Below are 18,094 nucleotides of genomic sequence, written 5' to 3'. Positions count from 1 at the left end.
TCAATGGCAATCTTAGAAGGTGACATCAAGTTACTGAAATCGCAAGTGATGGACGACGTGGATGAAGGCGGTGGCCGTGCCACTGGTGTTGAAATAGTGGACGGTGCAAGCAATGGCATCTTTCCAGACATTTCAGAGCTTGATCGCGCCTATGGTCGTGTCAACTTGCGCAAAGTTTTTCCTAAAGTTAATGTCCCATCGGTCGAGAGCTACTATGGGGCGAACATGATTATCTCAGACCCGCCAGATGATCCAAAAGTGACTTGTACACTCTTTACCACTCGCGATGGTTTTGATAAGCGTAGTGATGCCAAATTACAGCTTGAATCGTATGTCGTCGCCGGGCCACTCGACAATATGATACCGTATGGCCAGCAAGTAATTGGTCAACGTGCAGTTTTAGCTTATCAGCGTGTAGAACATGCAATGCCTGAAGTGGGTCAGGTATTTGCACTGGTTACGGAAACAGGTGTCATTAAACAGCAATATTTTCGAATTCAGGAGATAACATCCAGCGTCCAAACTTTTGAAGATGGACAGGGTACGTTTGATCGACGCGTAATTTTAATTACGACTAGTGACCCTCTGCGTTATACATTCCCAGGTGAAGAGCCACAGCGTATATTCAATTCTGCCCTATATCCAAATAGTGCGCGTATTCGCAAGACCTCTGTAGTTGATTTGGCTCGTTATTATGGTGCACAGGCTTTAACGCAGGCGTCGTTGCTTGGTTCGCTTGACGTTAAAGTGGATTCGCTTTACACGTCACTGGTGCCAAGTTCGACTATCGAGACTCCTGTTGTGTCAGCGACGATCCAGGGCGCGACAATCACTGTTGCATCAGGTACGACGGTTAGTCGCCCTTCGGCAGATTGGTTAAACAATGCTCCCATGTACTTTGGTGGGGGTATCGCGCCGAGATCTTTAACGCTTACCGCTGTTGGCGGAACCAGTACATACAATCCAAAGACGGACGATGGTGCTGGGAATATCGTTAATGCGGCAGGAAAGGTCTTGGGCGCTGTTGATTATTTAACTGGGAGCATCACACCGGATCTAACTGTGGCTGGTGCATGGACAATCGGATCGCATGCTATCGCTTATACATACGGTGCAGCTCAACAGCAATCATCATTTACTGACAGCATTGAAGTAACACTCGCTAATCGTGGGTCTGTCTATACAAAGAGTATGCAACCTCATCCATCTCCTGGAACGGCATTTGTAGACTTTATGGCGTTAGGCAAGTGGTATCGATTACGAGATGTTAATGGTGACGGCCAGCTTAAAGGCGATGAAACCGCTTACGGATCGGGGTCGGTCAATTACACGATGGGAACCCTTGTTGTAACACTTGGTGCTTTGCCTGACGTGGGTAGCCGCGTTATCTTTTCTTGGGGTTCGAAAGTCGATACTTTTGTTCGTAGCACTAGTGTATCGGGCTTATACAATAAGGTGACTGTGGCACAAGGAAATATTGATCGTTCCTCATTGTCAGTCACTTTAACCAAAGCTGCAGCGAACATAACATTGACAGACAGCGGAAGCGGCGCTTTGTCGGGCGGTGGTTTAACGGGTAAAGTCAATTATTCGACAGGTGAGATTGTCATTAATGGTGCACGTGACTACAACACAAATATCGTTGTTAGTTACTCTAGGGGTGCTGTGGCCGGAACACCTGGCACAGTAGAAAAGAACTTTCCAAGTGGTGACAGAGAACCAGACAATTCGTTAAAACTCTTGACGAATACACTGTCACCTATTAAGCCGAGAACGCTAACGATTGATTACTACGTTAGCCGCGTCGAAAATATCTCAGCATCGCCAACTGGCGAAAACCGTTTTGTAACTTTGATCGATGACGGCTCTGGTAATGTCATGAAGTCGCGTGACAACGCGATCATAGGTACGATCAACTACACGACAGGCGTTATCCAATTTCAACCGCGTGGTTTAGAGACTTTATACGTTCGTGATTTGGAGCCTGACGGCGATTTAATATCGGTTATACCAACTGCCGTGCAATGCGACATCAACATACATAGTGCCGTATTGGTGAAGTTTCAGACTGTCGCCTCGATGGCCACTGTGACGACTGAATCCGAAATGTTTAACCCGCCTTTGAAATTCAAGATTTCTGAGAATGAAAAGATTGTATTGGGTAGTTTGGTCTTCACTCTAGGGGCATCGCGCTATATTGATCGGGCAGGACAGCTTTTCAGCTCGATTGACCTATCAACTGGATCTGGGGTGTTATCTGGCACAGTTGATCACACATCGGGAGAAGTATCTGTTACCAAATGGGATGTAGACACGACACTTTCAATCAAATCCTGTTTAACGTTCGTGGATGGCCGCGGTGTCTGCAAGGCGAGTTTTAGAACAACTGGAGCACCAATACGTCCAGGTAGTTTCTATCTGCAGGCAACTGCAATAGACGGCACATTGGTTACTGCTACTTCTAATGCCGATGGCGACATCACAGGTGCATTTGTTAGCGGAAAGGTTAAAAATGGAACAGGCGCAGTAACTGTACGTTTCGGGAAGATGGTCGCTGCTGCAGGCAATGAGGCGGCGTGGTGGTATGACGCTGCAAGTGTCGTCGGTGGTCAAATCTTCAAACCATTACTCGTTAATCCTGAGACCATACAGTACAACACCGTAGTTACATCAACACTACCACTCGACGCAAGCGTTTTAGGTATTGATCCTGTCCGGTTACCGAGTGATGGTAGGGTGCCAATTTTACGCACTGGCGATATGTGCGTCATACATCACACGACGAAGACAACCGCGCAGTCGGTGTCCAACAGTGATGTAATTAGTGTTGGTAGAACAAGGCTATCCCGCATGCGTGTGTATGGTGCTAACGGCGCTTTAATCACATCCGGTTATACGGCTGACCTTGATGCTGGAACGGTTACTTTTACTGATGTGAGTGGTTATAGCCAGCCTGTGCGCGTTGAGCACCGTATCGAAGATATGAGTTTGCTAGCGGATGCACAGATCAATGGCAGCCTGCGTCTTACTCAACAGCTCACACATGATTTTCCGATTGGCTCTTATATCAGCTCTGCTTTAATTATCGGTGATATGAAAGCTCGCGTCCCAATCAATTTTGATCAAGCGACGTGGACGGGAAATGCTTGGTCAGATGCTGTCAATGGATCGCCTGCAACGCCAACTTTTAACGATGCTTTATATCCAATCGTTGTTAGTAATACTGGTGCGATAACAGAACGTTGGGTAGTTCAATTTACTAGCACTACGGCTTTTCAAGTAATCGGGGAACATGTCGGTGTAATCGCGATTGGTAATACTGCGACTGATTGCGTACCGCTCAATCCTGCTTCGGGTGATCCTTATTTCTCCATACCTGCATTGGGCTGGGGTTCTGGCTGGGCGGCAGGCAATATTCTTCGATTTAACACTGTAGGAGCACTGTTCCCCGTTTGGATAAGTAGAACCATTCAGCAAGGTCCAGCGACATCGCAAAACGATTCTTTCACTGTTTTAATTCGCGGCGACATTGATCGCCCATAATAAGGAAATGCAATGACATCACCAGTTGACACAAGCGTTAAATTCTTTAGCTCACTTATGGCGAACTCCCCTGTTCTAAATGGGGTAGCGGGGTCATTGATTGCATTGCTCGATGCAGTTTTGGTAAATGGTTTTGGACTCAAGTCCGCAGATAGCTTAGTTGTATCGGGAGGCGTGGCCACGATCAGTGTATCCACAGGGCACTCGGCGGTGGTGGACTCTGTTATTTTAGTAGCGAATGCAAGTCCATCAGATCTAAATGGTGAGCAGCGCGTCACGGCTGTGACCGGAAATACCGTCAGCTTTGCAACATCGGTAACGAACCAGACAGCGACTGGCGCAATCACTTTTAAGATCGCGGCGGCGGGTTGGACAAAGGCGTTTTCGGGTACCAATTTGGCTGCGTACAAGTCACCAGACTTAACCGCTACTGGTAGCTACTTGCGCGTTGACGACACTAATCCACGTTTTGCTAAGGTGGTAGGGTACGAAACCATGACCGATATTAATACGGGGTCAGGCGCTTTTCCAACTACTGTACAGATGGCGACAGGGTTATGGTGGTCAAAGAGCCAGTCAGCAGACACCGTGGCGCGTCCTTGGTTTTTTATTGGCGACACCAAGAGTTTTTACACACTCAGAGCAGCAGCCTCAGCGAACTACCCAACGTCTTACGAAATTTGCTTCTTCGGGGATATCGGTACATTCAAAGCTGGCGATGCTTACCACTGCACGATTCATGGTATGACTTCAGATATATCGAGTAGCTATGCTTCAAGCGATCACTTACTGAACTTTTCTGCTACGAGTTCTACAGGTATTTATATGGCTAGATCCTACAGCACATTGGGGTCAGCTATACCTATTGTCAAGTCCTGCCCAACGGTAACGGGGTCAACTGGTTTTTATTCAGGGGACGGCACAACATCAGGTTTTAGCTACCCTAATCCTGTTGACGGCGGTTTATTTACAGCGCCAATTTATATCAGTGAATCATCATCTAGTTATGCTCTGCGCGGCACTATGAGAGGGTTGCTTGGGGTTCCTCAGCGTGTACCTTTGGGATCATTTGCGAATGGGGATATGATTACAGCCATAGCTGGCCTACCAAATCGTAGATTTAAGACCTTCACTATAGGTCAACAAATGACCTCAACCGGCTTATATGTAATAGACGTAACGGGTCCGTGGGCGTAGTGATATGAGTAAAGATTACAGCCTTTTACCTATTGCTGCCAGACTACCCTTGACGGGTAGTGCTGGTGATACCGTTAAAATGTACACTCCCTGCCGAATCAATGTGGGGATGTGGGTAAGGGATGGCTGCGACTTTTCCGCTTCCAGTGGTAGGTTCGGTGGTAGTGGGTTGCAGTTTTCTACAACCACCAATCGACTGTATTTCAGAGAAGGGTTCATTGGGGATGACGTTAGCGGCGGCGACTTCACTGTCTCGTTTTTCTTTAGAACTACTACAGTAGCGAGGGCGTATCAAACCCTAGCGGGTATCGACTCTTCAAACAGCATAGGGTTAAAACTGGCTCAAATTTGTTTCTATGCGAGTGGCGCTTACCAAATCACAGGTCCAACCATTACTGCTAATACTTGGTATCACGTTGCTTTATGCAAGATAGGTAGTACAACTACCCTGTATCTCAATGGGGTGGGTACTTCAGTGTCTAGGAGTCTGAAGTTACTCGTAAAATACATAGGGGGTAACAACAGTTCATCCGAGGGTTTTGCGGGGGACATTAGCGAATTTACCTACGCTAACAAAGCACTGTACTCGGCAAACTTTACCCCGCCATCGGCCGCAATGAGCCTAGACTTATTTGACGAGTCTATGTCCGTAAATAGAAACGTGGGTTTATTAGTACGTGGGTATGTGGCGAGTGCTAGGAAGTTCGGTCACATACCTGTATCCCGAGTCATGAAGGGTCTGGCGTTCGGCTATGCAAGGATTGTCGGAACTGTAAAAGAAGCCCATTTACCAAGCGATTTACCTCTTTCTCGTCGCGTTCGTCTTTACAGAAAAGCCGACGGTCAATTGATCGATGAGACTTGGAGTGATGCCGCAGGGAATTACGCATTCACCAATCTAGCAATTCAGAAATATTATGTGGTCGCTTTCGATCATACCGACAATTACAACGCAGTCATTAAAGACAGCATCACTCCCGTACTCTAAATATGACAAGTTCAATCCAAGTTGCAGCGGCCACAAAACAGGCAAAATCGGAAGCCACACGGGTAAAGATCGACGCGGGGTCTGGTCCAGGTCGAATTGATTTTTACACCTCCCCTCGCACTGCAATTGATGCTGCTGTCACGGCGACACTGATTGCTTCTATAACGCTAACTGATCCTTGCGGGACAGTTGACAGCACCGGACTTCATTTAACTTCCATTACACCTGGTCAAGTCGTTTCTGCTGGTCTAATTGCATGGGGGCGTGTCGTAGACAGCGATGGGCATCCTGTATTTTCTGGAACAGCATTGCAGATTGATGACCCTCTCGTTTCGACTGCAGCGTTTAAATTGGACAAAGTTGATGTCCTGCTCGGTAGTTTCATTAGTCTTGTCCAAGCTGATCTTGCCGAAGGCGGATGATGGGCGACTTTGATCTTCGTTTTAAGGCTCCTTTAGTAACCACTCATCCCGTTGATTTACGGTTTAATAGTGGTGACGATGTCGCGCCTGAAAACAAGGTTGTGCTAACTGCGGCTATTGACGCGCCAACGTTAACTGCCGTCGTTTACAAAGTCGTGAATGTTGCTATGGCCGCTTCAATCGAAGCGCCGACAATGAATAGCCAGGTTAGTTTTAATAATGCTGTCTATCGTGGCCCAGTAGGTAAGGCTGTAAGTGCATGGACGAAATCACAAAATTTAAATATCCAAAGCACTGATAAAAGCGAAAAACCGAAAAACGTTAAACGACACATTGAATCTTACGTATCCAATGCGATGTCTAAATTGCGAACGGTCGACATTCTCATTTTTAACGCTAGAACAAAGAAAAGTGATCGTAGCATCAGTTGGCAAGCAACAAAGTCTGTAGGTACTGGCTCATCATCGGCTTACGCAAGTCTTGCAAAGTCAAATCGTTATAGAGCTTTAGTTTGGGATCAAGCCGTTCGTGTAAATAAAATCTCAGCAAGCCTGCATGTCGATTTGTTGCAACTTCCTAGCGTTAAAAATTTGACTAACTGGTATAGGGCAATAGCGAAGCAGAGGACTTCAGTTGACCCGTTTAGTATTGCGCAGATTAGACAGTCACAGAGAATGATCCAATGGGATCAAGGTAAGAAACCAAATTACGGGAGATATGTTCGTCCGGTAGATCCAACTTTGCCTGATGGATATAAACCTCCATTGGGCAATGCGGTAGCTCTGCTGTTCAAAGAAGCTGCCACAACCGATACAAATGTTCTTTTTGGTATCCGCCAGACCGCACCTGCAAAAGTAGTTATACCCTCTAAAAGGACATATATTGTGATTAATAATGTAGAACTAAGACGTGTAGACGGTAATCATTTGCTTCCAGACGTGAGCCTTACAATGAATATTGATATGGATTCATGGACTTGGGCGTTCTCAGCTAGCATGCCTGCCTCCGCGTTATCTTTGGTAGAGCCTGATGCTCTTGGTGACCCAGTTGTATTGGAAGCGCGCATTAATGGCCAGTCCTACTTACTTTTGGCAGAGGGAATCAGTCGAGATAGGACATTTGGTAACTCATCTATTACAGTGAGTGGGCGTGGGCAATCAGCGATGCTGGCCGACCCTTACAGCCCCATATTAAGCTTCAGAAATAGTGAAGAGCGTACGGCTCAGCAGCTAATGCAAGACGTGTTGCAAACAAACGGAGTTACGCTTGGATGGTCGATTGACTGGCGCATTGATGATTGGCTCGTGCCTGCTGGCGCTTGGAGCCATCAAGGGAGCTACATGGCAGCATGTACGGCGATAGCGGCGGCTGCGGGTGCATTCATACAGCCCGATCCTGTTGGTAAGACTCTAAGAGTACGTAAGCGCGTACCCGTTAAACCATGGGAACTATCAGGCGCTACCCCTGATATTGAATTACCATTGGCTGCGGTGGTAAAGGAGTCTGTCAATTGGATTCAATTACCATCTTACAATTCAATTCATATCAGCGGCAGCTCAATTGGAGGCGTTAACGGTCACGTTCGGCGCGCTGGGTCAGCTGGAGATATGGAAGCGCCAATGATAGTTGATGCCCTGATTACAAGTGAAATTGCCGTAAGGCAGAGAGGTATTGCAGAGTTGGCCAATACAGGGCCAAGCGCGATCTATTCATTGGCTTTCCCAGTATTTCCAGAGGTAGGTATTATCGATCCTGGTACTATCATTCGCTATGTTGATACACATAATTTAACGGGCATAGTTTCAGGAGTTTCAATTGCGGCTCAAGGCTCAACTGTTAGACAAACGATAGAGTTACAGACTTATGGCTAATCTATATCGAATTTTTAAGGACTTAATACCTGAGTCACCTTTGTTAATAGGTGAAGTCGTGGCGTCACATTCAACATATTGCGATATTCAATTGCCAGGTGGTGCCTACATTACTGCACGTGGAGTAAGTACAGTTGGCAATAAGGTATTTGTTCGGGATGGTGTGATTGAGGGAGTAGCACCTACTTTAACTGTCGTAACTGTAGAGATATAGTCCGCATTGGATAGTTTACACGTTGCTTAACACAGGTGCTAATATTGAATCTCAAAATTAGTACCATGACCCGCCGCCATGCAAATAGACACCGAAATCAAGCCTCAATTATTTATCGATCGTGCGCATGCCGAGCGAGCAAAAGGTTTTAATAATCACCCCAAGCGCTTCGAAGTGTCTCTTCCTTTGTATGCAAGCCTTCAACGCATTGCGACACCAAACCCAATGTCGGGCGTCTACTACGATATGAATTTTCAAACCCAGAAATGCTCACTATATTGTCTAGGTCTAATTATTCTTCCAATCGAAGAAATCATATTCCCCAGGCTAATCACAGCTGGCAATAAGATCGAAGAACTCTAGTAATTAGTAGGTCTTTTTGCCTGAAAGTTGGCACCTAACTAGTGCCAACTTCGGCACAAAATGGTGCCAAAATCGGCGCGGCCTTACATTTTGAGACCCGCTCAACGACGTTAATTTATATTGCCATTTCAATTGTAGGCATCTAACATCCGACGTTAAAATGCATATAGATATTCGCACAAGTAATCAAATTTTAACTATCGCCATTGATCAATTGGCGTATTAATACTTTGCAATGTATGTGAATTATTTTCGCATCGCATTCCAATGTAACTTATCCATACACAAAAATTGTCATGCCAAAACCCAAACCACCACCAATCGGAAGATGCGTCCATTGCTTAACCGAAAACGTTCCAAGAAATTGGGATCATGTTATTCCAAAAAGTTGGTATCCAGATACCACCCCCGCCAACTTGGAGAAATGGACAGTTCCTTCGTGCTTTGCATGCAATGCAAGTCTTGGCATTATTGAAGATGAATTATTACGATATCTCATTTGTTGCGTTAACCCAAACACCGAGGCAGCTTCAGGTATATACAAAAGAATACTAAGGAGCATGGATCCGAACGCAGCAAAAAGTGAAAAAGACGCACGCATCAGACTAGCAAGACGCAATAAACTGTTAGAAGGAATGCTCCACGGTGAAGAAATTCCTGAGAAAGGGATTTATCCAGGCCTTGAAGAACGTTGGGCTCGACCAAGACAAAATCAAAGCGCAATTATAGTTACAGAAAAAAGTTTTCGCCGCGCTACTGAAAAAATCGTACGTGGAATAACCTATATAGAAACAGAGCAATTTATTGAATCCCCATATGAAATTGATTTCTTTGCACTTACAGATATTGGCGCAGCAGACTTGATAGACCTACTTGATCTTTATGGAACAACATACCAAAGAGGGCCTGGTATACAAATTAGGAAATTAAAAACAACTGACGACCCCGTTGCAGCCATGTTCTCAATAAAATTTTGGAACACCGTAACAATGTATGCATCTGTAATGCCGCGAGAGAATAATGACTTGACCATCTAACGGTAAGTAAGGGCAAGTGCACTAATTTAGATCGAAGAAATCAAAATTCCGACATTCAAATCTAAAAATATTCAAATGACAACAAATGAGCTACCGAAGCGGATCGACAAATTCAGGTTTTCGTCTATACACTCGGTCTGTAATTTTACTGTCGGCGTGAGACAAAAGAGCTGAAGCATGTTCTAAGGTTTTTGCATCACTAGCGCACTTAGCTCGTAAATCATGTTCGGTAAATTTTTCCTTTACTTTAGTCTCGGCCATAACGCGAGCGAAGAAACCTCGCCACAAAGATTCCCAACCACCAGCCCTACCAGTAATCTCATTAAAGTACCCTTTTCCATCACGATTGCAAAACAAAAATGGTGATGACTGGGTTGGTCGAACTTTCTTCGCCATCTCGACCGCATGACGCAATTCATCTGACCATTTAATTACCATACGTTTGCCCGTGGTAGTTTGCGTCTTACCTGGCGTGAAGTGAATGCCATCTTCCTGCAAATTGGACATTGTAAGACGCAGCAAATCACCTAGCCGCATGCCTGTAAGTAGTTTCACTCTGATATAGGCCTGAACAGCAAGTACGCTACCAAATTTACGTTTAGACTCCAAAGACAAGCATTCAACGATTTCCCAATCCTCGACATAGCGAGTTCGAGCTTTTTCGCCAGTTAGACGGATCTCGCCTTTAAATGGGTGCTGATGAATAAATCCCCACTCCACAGCTTTAGTAAATGCATGCGACAACACCTCAATTTCTCTACGTGAACCTGTACCACCTCCACGCTTTTCTATGTACTGGTAAATGTGCATAGGCTTAATGTCGAGCAAATGAACGTCAGCAAACACAGCACGCAATGGTTTAACAGCGACTCGATTATGCGTTTGCGTTGTTATTTTCTTGCCTGGCACAACTTGTAGCATGTAACGATCTAGCAATGCGCCAATTGTTTTTGCTTTATCCACGACACCAATACGATCAGCCCAAACTTTATAAGCTTCTGGCAAAGTAGCGCCTAGCCTAAATTTTTTCTTACCATCCCACGTTGATTCTTGACCAACAGGCACTTGATAAAAATAAGCGCCATGTTCATGCTTCCAACGTGCAGGCAAACCTCTATTTTCTGGATTACGCGCTCGTGGCATTCAATGCACTCCAATTCGGCTCTGTGACCATTTTCGTTTTCTTATCTGACTTACCGCTCAAAATACTCTCAACGTGAGATCGCAATACGGCAACACTTCCATCTGGGCGCAATCGATGTTCAATACCCATCTTGCTTAAAGTCTTTGACTGGACATTGTGATGCACCCGCCTTGTCAGTTCTCTTATTTCATCATCGGTCAGAAACATAGATCGAATCCTCATTAATTGATACAAGGCGCAGTAGCAACCCAACAAACACCTAATGCTTGATTAGAAAAGAATGTCATTCCCTCGCTGTTATGTGTAGCACCTAATTGCATGACGTGAGAGAAGGCTTCAAATGCATCTGCACCGTATGGCAGTTGATAATAATTTTTCTCAGGTACANTAGTTCGTGCGTATCCTGATCTTTTGAAATGTATTTGCTGATATAACCCGCCAATTTGTGCGCACCATGCTTACCGAATCCAAACCTATGCGGATCACGCACATTGATTTGTCCGCCTTGTTTTCCATCGTCTGACAGCCCTACAATCTTCTGCCAGATGGCGCGAATCAATTGATAAACTTGGCGACCGTGCACAGCCACATGAATATGAAATGCACCACGTTCTTGACGCTCCACCGTGGCTACATAATGAAAATCTTTATGCTTCCCCATACGTCTACGGAATAAATCCCAATCCTTCTTCAGTCGCTCAGTGTCTTGCATATTTTCGCGATAAGTAAGTGTCAGCATACGATCAACAGCAATAGCTTTACAACGCAGTCTGACAGCCTGTTTAGCGCGTTTGGCGCTATCTTCATCGTTCTGCCCCCGCTTCTCAGAATCGCCGCGCTTAGATCGATTTGGCATCGGTAACGAACCTGTTTGCTTAATCCGAACAGAGCGAGTTGCACAAATCTCTCTTTGCCCATCAGGAAACTGACGGTCGTAAATCATCCAAGTAGTTTTTAAAACAGGTCCATCGTCTAATAACCAATTTGCGGTCTCATCTTCTGTAGCAAGCCGCCTCTCGTCAAACTCAAAATTCTTGCTTGAACATTGTGAATCATCTATATTACTAAACATTGATGCAGCTCCTTAGTAAATGCGTCAATCATGGAGACGAACACTTGCAGGTGTTGCGTCTCTTTTTTTTTACAAAACCATTTTTTTAAACAAACCTTTGTGACCCTTGCCGCCCCAGAATTTTGCTGTTTCCGTTAAGTGTCCCTAATACAAGTTTAGGCGCGCTGCGCGCGCTTCCGTCCTCGCTGGCGCTGCGGGCGTCACGCTGCTCACGACGCCTATTTCTTTTGTGCTGGATGCTGCACGAAAGGGCAAAACAAAATTACTGAATCTCCTATCGCTTAAACATGCTTGTTTGCGGGATACGCTGTTCGCTTCGCGAAGGTCTACCGACCCGGCAGCTACCGCAAACATCGGACGATGAAGCCGCCCGAACGCGACATGTTTAAGTAGAACCATCACTGTTTACCAACCACTTTTTTGTCTACAAAAATAAAGGCATCAACCGACAAAAGATTAATTAACATGCGCAACTTCGCCCACCTGAGAACGGACTCTCAAAATTTGCAGCATCAGTAAAATTTCAGTCCTTGAACCATCGTTACTTTTTGTATGAAAGAGCTTCGGCAGAAATGACATCCCAGAATGCGTATCCGTATTCTTGTCCTGGGTAAGTCCACCAATTAACACTAGCTCACCATCAGCCACACTTACGGTCGTAGACAACTGACGCTTAGTCAAAGTGGGAGAATTGTTCACACCTGTTTGAGTTTTTGCGAAATCACTGATTTGTTGATCGATGGTCATATCAACTGTAGATTCTCTGACTACAGGTGATAAATCAAGAATTACACCCGAGGATCGATATTCAACAGACTGGACGGGTTGACCGCCATTTTGAGTATATGTGACAGCGCCGAGCGTTGGAACGTCCTGACCGACCGTTAAACGCGCCTGTGTGCCTGATTTAACTCTAAGCTGTGGTGTTGATATGGCGTTGAATCGTGTATCGCCAGAAAGCGCCGATAGAGCAGCATCAATATTTGCTGATTTGATCGAAATAGAGTTCGCCAAACTATTCACGTTACCAATTGATAGCCCGAACCGTCCGCCGAGCAAATTAAGCGCCAAACCAAACGCCGATCCTTCTGTTTTTCCGGTCGTCACTTCATACACGACTAATTTCACAACCACTTCACCAGTGGCGAGATCGACCATTGGTAAAATTTTCTTTAACTTTGAAACTTCTTCTGATGTTCCTTGAAACACTAAGGTGTCGCTTTCTTGATCAATCGAAGCGGCAACCGATCCAGGAGCCGCGGAATTAGGTGGATTCTTTGCACCGACACTCGCATGTACCTGACGATTTACGGTAAATGCACCAGAGGTGAATAGCGGTGTTAGAAGGCCGGTTAAATACGAAACTTGGCGATACTGTGGGCGGTACACAAACACTTCGGTGATTGGTTTAACTTCCTCTGGGATTTTCTTCGAGAATAGGTAATCAACGCCTTTACGTGTTTCAATTTGAAAACCTAACGAATCCATAAACTCATGCCAAAAGAGTTTCAAATTTCCGCTTCCTGTATCAAATCGAAATGACACTAGGCGGTCATCTTTCAGCACCGAGGGATCAATTACGTAAGGTTGCTTCAAGGCTTCCAAATACACGAGGCTAATCACTTGGGCAACATTCACTGACTGAAAATCAAATTTCACTTCCTGAATGTCTTTTGCAGGAACGATTAAAGCCTTAATTCCACGTTGCTTTTGGATCTTCTCTATAACGGCGTTCGTGCTAGCAAATGCATTGACATGAAAGAGGATCAAAATAGCTAAGAAAATCAATTTCATTTAGCCACCTGCGGGACAATTGATTTGTCGTTTCCACCTGACCACCTAGACACATGTTCACCATCAATCTCGCCAATGGCAATTGCACCAGAACCATGAAATACCGATGGTGATTCAACTCGCAGCTTTCCTGATTGGTTTGATAAAACCACCCACCGCATTTTCTTAGACTCAAATTCACCGACAATGCGCCATGAATCAGAGAAACCGTCCGTATTGACGGGAGCAGCTTTCACATCGTGTTGTCCGCTTAGATTTTTAGTAGAGTCCTGTGTTGCAATTGACTTAGTGTATTCGTTACTAAGCGATTTATTTTCAGAACCTCGGTTAAAAAATCGCGATACGCCATAAATGCCACCCGCAATCATTAGAAAGACGATGACAGCAAGTACCCATATACGCTTATTTGCCAAGATATTTTGACGTTTATCAATCGCATTTTCTGTACCGGAACCACCGGCGTAACTTTGGTATAAAGGGAAAATTTCAGGATTGTATTTTTTCTGGCGATCATCAATGCGCGTCTTACCATTCAGTTTCCAACCTTCGTAAATTTCAACACGATAGAGTTTGGAAAAACCTAAGGACTTATGCTTGTGCATCCTGAATGCAAACTCAATGACGTTCTTTACTGAGCGATGCAAACCAGTGATGTCTTGTGTCATGAGAACGACATCACAAGCAACCGATGTTTCAGGATGAACATAGTGTCTATGCATGCGAAAGAACTGCATATGCTCGTGACATAACTTACCACTATCAGTTCCCCAAAAACGCCAAGCCTCATCGACCACAACGAGATCACCACCCTTAACCACCGATTCCAATTCAGGCTTTTCCTCGTCAGGGAAAAATTGTGGTTGCAATATACGATCATTTTCTACGTGAACAATTTGACCTAATTTATCAATCTGTGCATCACGCTTATTCACTAGATATTCATGAATCAGATCTTCATTAATTCCCGCAACGTTTGTCACCACACGACGACCTTGTGACACAGCATCTAATACAGGTGAAGAGACAACTTCAAAAGTTTTCCCTGACCCTTGCAAACCGACATACGCATTAATGGCCATGATCAACCAATCAATGGAATACGACGAATAATGAAGCGAGTGACATAGGCAGATAACACCGCACTCACTCCACTTGAAAAACTCATCAAATCTAAAAAATACCAAACGGAACTTGGAATTGTGACTAATGAATTACTCAGCGATGCAGCCTTACCCGCACCTGGCAATAGGCCATAACTAGTCAGCACAGGAATGAATTCTCTAACTACAAAATAAAGCGCGTAAAACAAAACAAATTTCACCACCACTGAGCGCAATAGGAAGCCGAGAAAACTTTGTAGTGCAGAAAATAAAATTCCAAATAGTGCAGCAGGCATAACGACCTCACGCAGAAAGAAGAATAAAGATGCCGACTAGAATCCAGACGGTTAACATGACTGCGGCTATCGTTTGTCGATGTTGCTCAGCAATCGCACAATGGCTATCCATCACAATCGACTTATCAAAAATCATAAATTGCGGCTTTGGACATTCACCAACGTGTTGCGGCGTTTGGTAGTTTTTTAGTTCAGGAAATAGCGTAATCAATGGATACAATATTTCAGTCGAAGATGGTGTTTGTTCTAAAGTGGGTGCTGGAATTTTAGGGTCGGCACCAAGATCGACTTTTGGCGTATTCACCACATTCACATCTTGCAACGGAAGTGGATTAGGATTAGCAGAAGTACCGCTGGCGGTAACGGTCGGGGAAACAGGGACAGTGACACTACCGAGGTCATTGGGCGGTGCTAAAAGATCTTTAACAGTTGGTGCAGCCATTGGATTTTCAGCGAGCCACGGCGCAACATCAGTAACTGTCACTGGTTGCGTCACTGAGTACGGCAAACCTTGATAACCAGGCTGAGCGGCAGCACGCATCCAAGCTTGATCAACGAGTTTAGCCAAAGTATCAGGTGCAATTTTTTCAGCGAGTTCTGATGGCGTAATCGCCCCTACTAATCCATCCAGATTTTGTACCGACCGCGGAATCTCCGTCGGAAAAATCAAAATTCTTTCGTCATCAGAATTCCAAGGTCTAGTTATTTGTCCATTGGTTGACAACGATGCGCCAACACCACTGGCGATTGCATTCGCACATTCATCTATCGGGAAGTAACACACCGTCTCTGTCGAGGCAACACCGACTAAACGACTTACACCACTAGCGGCTCTTTCAAGATGAGGTTCTACCGCCCATGTGAAATACGTCTTTGTTTTAAATACACCGTATTGATAATCGTAGACTTTGACGGGAAAGAATTTCTCTTTCAGTTCGTTCAAACTCCAATACACCAATGCAACCTTGCCAGCCTTGGAGTCACTGGAATAGATATTGCGCTGATAAGGAATATTGACGTTAGGTAAAGGTGGATAGGCGTAGCAAGCTTGTGAAGGAAAACAATCTGAGAGGCGATAAATGCTCACCTGTGCACCATAATGTTCACCCCAAGGATCATATTGTGGATTTTGTGAAGGGGGAGTGTAGGGAACTGGTTTTGCAGAACCTGACGAATTAATGGTTAAAGAATTGTTGTTTAACATTAGAGACGTTCCACCGGCAATGATCGCACCACCTACCGCTAAGATTCCCATACTTGCAGCGATAGTCAACCAAACAGGCGCACCCGCAACCGCCATCCCTACTCCTGCCACAGTACCTGCAACGTTTAAGGCGGTAACCGAGCTACTAGCACCGGCTAAGGTTGCTGCAATACGTGGGTCATTGGCCGCAAATCCACGAGTAATCGCCGTTCTCGTAATCACACCACCAATTGCCCGATTCACGACGAAATTTGCCGCAGGTGCTACAACGGGTACTTGTGAATAGACTTTTTGCTGTTGTAAGAACATGGCGAAGAGCACCACTAGAACAAATATCTTCTTCAACGTTAAGGCGATAAGAATTTTCTTCATATGAAAACACTCAACAATGACTGAATGAGATACACGGCGCCAATAACCATCATCAAACCAATTGTTGTGATCAGTACGAATTTCAAAATGGTATAAATTGGAAAGACTGCTGCAACCACGAACGGCTCCCACCACTTATCGTAGCCAGCCATACATGCGCTCAAAACGGCGCACCAATAAGCACACCACACAGCAGCTAAACATAAAAATATGATGCTATTTTCCATTTCGCTTACTCCTAGAATTGGTTGTCGATACCTTTAATGACTGCCCAAGCACAGACAATTCCCCATGCAAAAATAATTAAATACCAAAGCTGATTAATGGTCATAGTCGTCGCCTTTTCTGCAATTGATAGGGAATAAAAAAAGGGAGCATTTGCCCCCTTTTCTGCTACGCGTAACTTACGCGCCTTTAATCATGCTAATGACCGTTTTAGCGCCCTTAATCGCAACGTAAACGCCAGCCAAAGAAACGGCAATCGCCAACACTGCCGTCACAACTGTGCCAAAACTAACAGCAGAAGTTAATGGCGTTAAATCAGGACCACCGTCAGCCAGAGCAGAACCGGAAACAACAATTGCACCTACCAATGCCAAACCACGTTGAATATGTTTGTTCATGTTAAAACTCCTTTATAAAAATCTGGGGAAGCGCCCAGTCGCATCATCAACCCCGACGTATCATGCCGAGAACTTGACCGATTCCGTGCGATACAAAGTAAAGACCAACGACCATGCTAAATGCGAGTGTCCAAATACCTGTTGCATGGACATAATCGAATTGCCCTAACGCTGCATCGATATCATTTTTCCTGCTTGGATCAAGAAGATAGGCTTGCACTGTCGCTGGCACATAAAATTGCGCACCTACTTTGGCACATGCGATCTGTTGTGCAGCGGTTGCGCTTGTTGATGGGACGCACACCACTACTGTTTGAATTGATCCAGCAGGCATCTTTATGCCGCTTTCTTATCGGCTTCTTTTGCCGAACCAGATCGAGGGGTGCTGTTAACAATTGACCCATATGGATGTAAATGCGTTAAACGAGCAGTGACACGCAGGTCTTGACCTACCGACAGTTCAAATTCGGCTAAGTATTCACCGACTGGTGTTTCATTGAGATGGCGGGGCATAAGTAACTCCCCGACTACTACTTGTTGCCCCTTTTCCGCACTTTCAGAAGTGACTATGCATTGAGCCAATTTCATTTGACCTGGCTCTCCGGTTTTTTTGCTTTTGAAATCAATCGTTTTAAATGCGACGATTCTTAAGTGATGTTTTGAGTCTACTGACATAGCGGTGTTTTCCTTTAAACGAGATATAAATTAACAAAAAGAAATTTAAATAATTTTCCGTTATTGAATTGATGACCTCTACGTCATCAAGCTTTTTTTTCAAAATAAAATTGAACAAAACCATTGAGAGAATTCAAAGTTGAGAAATACACTCAAATTGACTAATTTACTGAGTAACC

General features: G+C 44.9%; 19 protein-coding genes. 8 read left to right on the top strand and 11 right to left on the bottom strand.

Annotated features, from left to right (window positions below; genetic code table 11):
• Positions 1 to 3 precede the first annotated feature (3 nt).
• The 8 genes from ACFFJH_RS07680 to ACFFJH_RS07645 all read left to right on the top strand — a co-directional run bounded on the left by ACFFJH_RS07680 (position 4) and on the right by ACFFJH_RS07645 (position 9,635).
• Positions 4 to 3,543 carry a hypothetical protein gene (locus ACFFJH_RS07680; protein ID WP_390211435.1) on the top strand — a complete coding sequence of 1,180 codons (3,540 nt, stop codon included), beginning with the start codon at positions 4 to 6 and terminating at the stop codon, positions 3,541 to 3,543.
• 57 nt (positions 3,544 to 3,600) lie between these two features.
• Positions 3,601 to 4,740 (top strand): hypothetical protein, encoded by a 1,140-nt coding sequence (locus ACFFJH_RS07675; RefSeq protein WP_390211434.1) that lies wholly within the window; start codon positions 3,601 to 3,603, stop codon positions 4,738 to 4,740.
• Positions 4,741 to 4,744: 4 nt separating this feature from the next.
• The gene (locus ACFFJH_RS07670; RefSeq protein ID WP_390211433.1) at positions 4,745 to 5,728 is read left to right on the top strand and encodes a LamG-like jellyroll fold domain-containing protein; all 984 of its coding nucleotides are present in this window, start codon (positions 4,745 to 4,747) and stop codon (positions 5,726 to 5,728) included.
• Positions 5,729 to 5,730: 2 nt separating this feature from the next.
• Positions 5,731 to 6,150: a hypothetical protein gene (locus ACFFJH_RS07665; protein ID WP_390211432.1), complete on the top strand. Its 420-nt coding sequence runs from the start codon at positions 5,731 to 5,733 to the stop codon at positions 6,148 to 6,150.
• Positions 6,147 to 8,021, top strand: coding sequence for a hypothetical protein (locus tag ACFFJH_RS07660; protein WP_390211431.1), 1,875 nt, complete (start codon positions 6,147 to 6,149; stop codon positions 8,019 to 8,021). Before ACFFJH_RS07665 ends, ACFFJH_RS07660 begins: the two co-directional genes overlap by 4 nt.
• Before the next feature lie 58 nt (positions 8,022 to 8,079).
• The gene (locus tag ACFFJH_RS07655; protein WP_390211430.1) at positions 8,080 to 8,235 is read left to right on the top strand and encodes a hypothetical protein; all 156 of its coding nucleotides are present in this window, start codon (positions 8,080 to 8,082) and stop codon (positions 8,233 to 8,235) included.
• A gap of 78 nt (positions 8,236 to 8,313) precedes the next feature.
• Positions 8,314 to 8,598 (top strand): hypothetical protein, encoded by a 285-nt coding sequence (locus tag ACFFJH_RS07650; protein ID WP_390211428.1) that lies wholly within the window; start codon positions 8,314 to 8,316, stop codon positions 8,596 to 8,598.
• Between the two features lie 296 nt (positions 8,599 to 8,894).
• Positions 8,895 to 9,635, top strand: coding sequence for an HNH endonuclease (locus tag ACFFJH_RS07645; RefSeq protein ID WP_390211427.1), 741 nt, complete (start codon positions 8,895 to 8,897; stop codon positions 9,633 to 9,635).
• Between the two features lie 90 nt (positions 9,636 to 9,725).
• On the opposite strand, the gene ACFFJH_RS07640 is transcribed toward ACFFJH_RS07645, so the two are convergent.
• The 11 genes from ACFFJH_RS07640 to ACFFJH_RS07595 form a co-directional block, all read right to left on the bottom strand.
• Complete coding sequence (locus tag ACFFJH_RS07640) at positions 9,726 to 10,778, bottom strand: tyrosine-type recombinase/integrase (RefSeq protein WP_390211426.1); 1,053 nt, start codon at positions 10,776 to 10,778, stop codon at positions 9,726 to 9,728.
• Positions 10,762 to 10,986, bottom strand: coding sequence for a DUF4224 domain-containing protein (locus ACFFJH_RS07635; RefSeq protein WP_390211425.1), 225 nt, complete (start codon positions 10,984 to 10,986; stop codon positions 10,762 to 10,764). Before ACFFJH_RS07635 ends, ACFFJH_RS07640 begins: the two co-directional genes overlap by 17 nt.
• Positions 10,987 to 11,089: 103 nt before the next feature.
• Positions 11,090 to 11,518 carry a rolling circle replication-associated protein gene (locus ACFFJH_RS20260; protein WP_446697462.1) on the bottom strand — a complete coding sequence of 143 codons (429 nt, stop codon included), beginning with the start codon at positions 11,516 to 11,518 and terminating at the stop codon, positions 11,090 to 11,092.
• Between the two features lie 789 nt (positions 11,519 to 12,307).
• Entirely contained in the window at positions 12,308 to 13,645 is a 1,338-nt protein-coding gene (locus ACFFJH_RS07630; RefSeq protein ID WP_390211424.1) for a type II secretion system protein GspD, read from the bottom strand.
• On the bottom strand, positions 13,642 to 14,724 hold the full coding sequence (locus ACFFJH_RS07625; protein WP_390211423.1) for a zonular occludens toxin domain-containing protein: 1,083 nt from the start codon (positions 14,722 to 14,724) through the stop codon (positions 13,642 to 13,644). Before ACFFJH_RS07625 ends, ACFFJH_RS07630 begins: the two co-directional genes overlap by 4 nt.
• A gap of 2 nt (positions 14,725 to 14,726) precedes the next feature.
• The gene (locus ACFFJH_RS07620; RefSeq protein ID WP_390211422.1) at positions 14,727 to 15,041 is read right to left on the bottom strand and encodes a DUF2523 family protein; all 315 of its coding nucleotides are present in this window, start codon (positions 15,039 to 15,041) and stop codon (positions 14,727 to 14,729) included.
• Positions 15,042 to 15,048: 7 nt separating this feature from the next.
• On the bottom strand, positions 15,049 to 16,617 hold the full coding sequence (locus ACFFJH_RS07615) for a hypothetical protein (protein ID WP_390211421.1): 1,569 nt from the start codon (positions 16,615 to 16,617) through the stop codon (positions 15,049 to 15,051).
• Positions 16,614 to 16,844, bottom strand: a complete 231-nt coding sequence (locus tag ACFFJH_RS07610; RefSeq protein ID WP_390211420.1) for a hypothetical protein — start codon at positions 16,842 to 16,844, stop codon at positions 16,614 to 16,616. Before ACFFJH_RS07610 ends, ACFFJH_RS07615 begins: the two co-directional genes overlap by 4 nt.
• 177 nt (positions 16,845 to 17,021) lie before the next feature.
• Positions 17,022 to 17,240, bottom strand: coding sequence for a hypothetical protein (locus tag ACFFJH_RS07605; protein WP_390211419.1), 219 nt, complete (start codon positions 17,238 to 17,240; stop codon positions 17,022 to 17,024).
• Between the two features lie 46 nt (positions 17,241 to 17,286).
• Positions 17,287 to 17,574 carry a hypothetical protein gene (locus ACFFJH_RS07600; RefSeq protein ID WP_390211418.1) on the bottom strand — a complete coding sequence of 96 codons (288 nt, stop codon included), beginning with the start codon at positions 17,572 to 17,574 and terminating at the stop codon, positions 17,287 to 17,289.
• A 2-nt stretch (positions 17,575 to 17,576) separates the two neighbouring features.
• Positions 17,577 to 17,915, bottom strand: coding sequence for a hypothetical protein (locus ACFFJH_RS07595; protein ID WP_390211416.1), 339 nt, complete (start codon positions 17,913 to 17,915; stop codon positions 17,577 to 17,579).
• Between the last annotated feature and the right edge of the window lie 179 nt (positions 17,916 to 18,094).

The sequence above is a fragment of the Affinundibacterium danionis genome (genome assembly GCF_042432465.1).
Taxonomy (GTDB): Bacteria; Pseudomonadota; Gammaproteobacteria; order Burkholderiales; family Burkholderiaceae_D; genus Undibacterium; species Undibacterium danionis.
The sequence above is the reverse complement of the archived record's forward strand: the minus strand, read 5'-3'. Positions and strand labels throughout refer to the sequence as shown.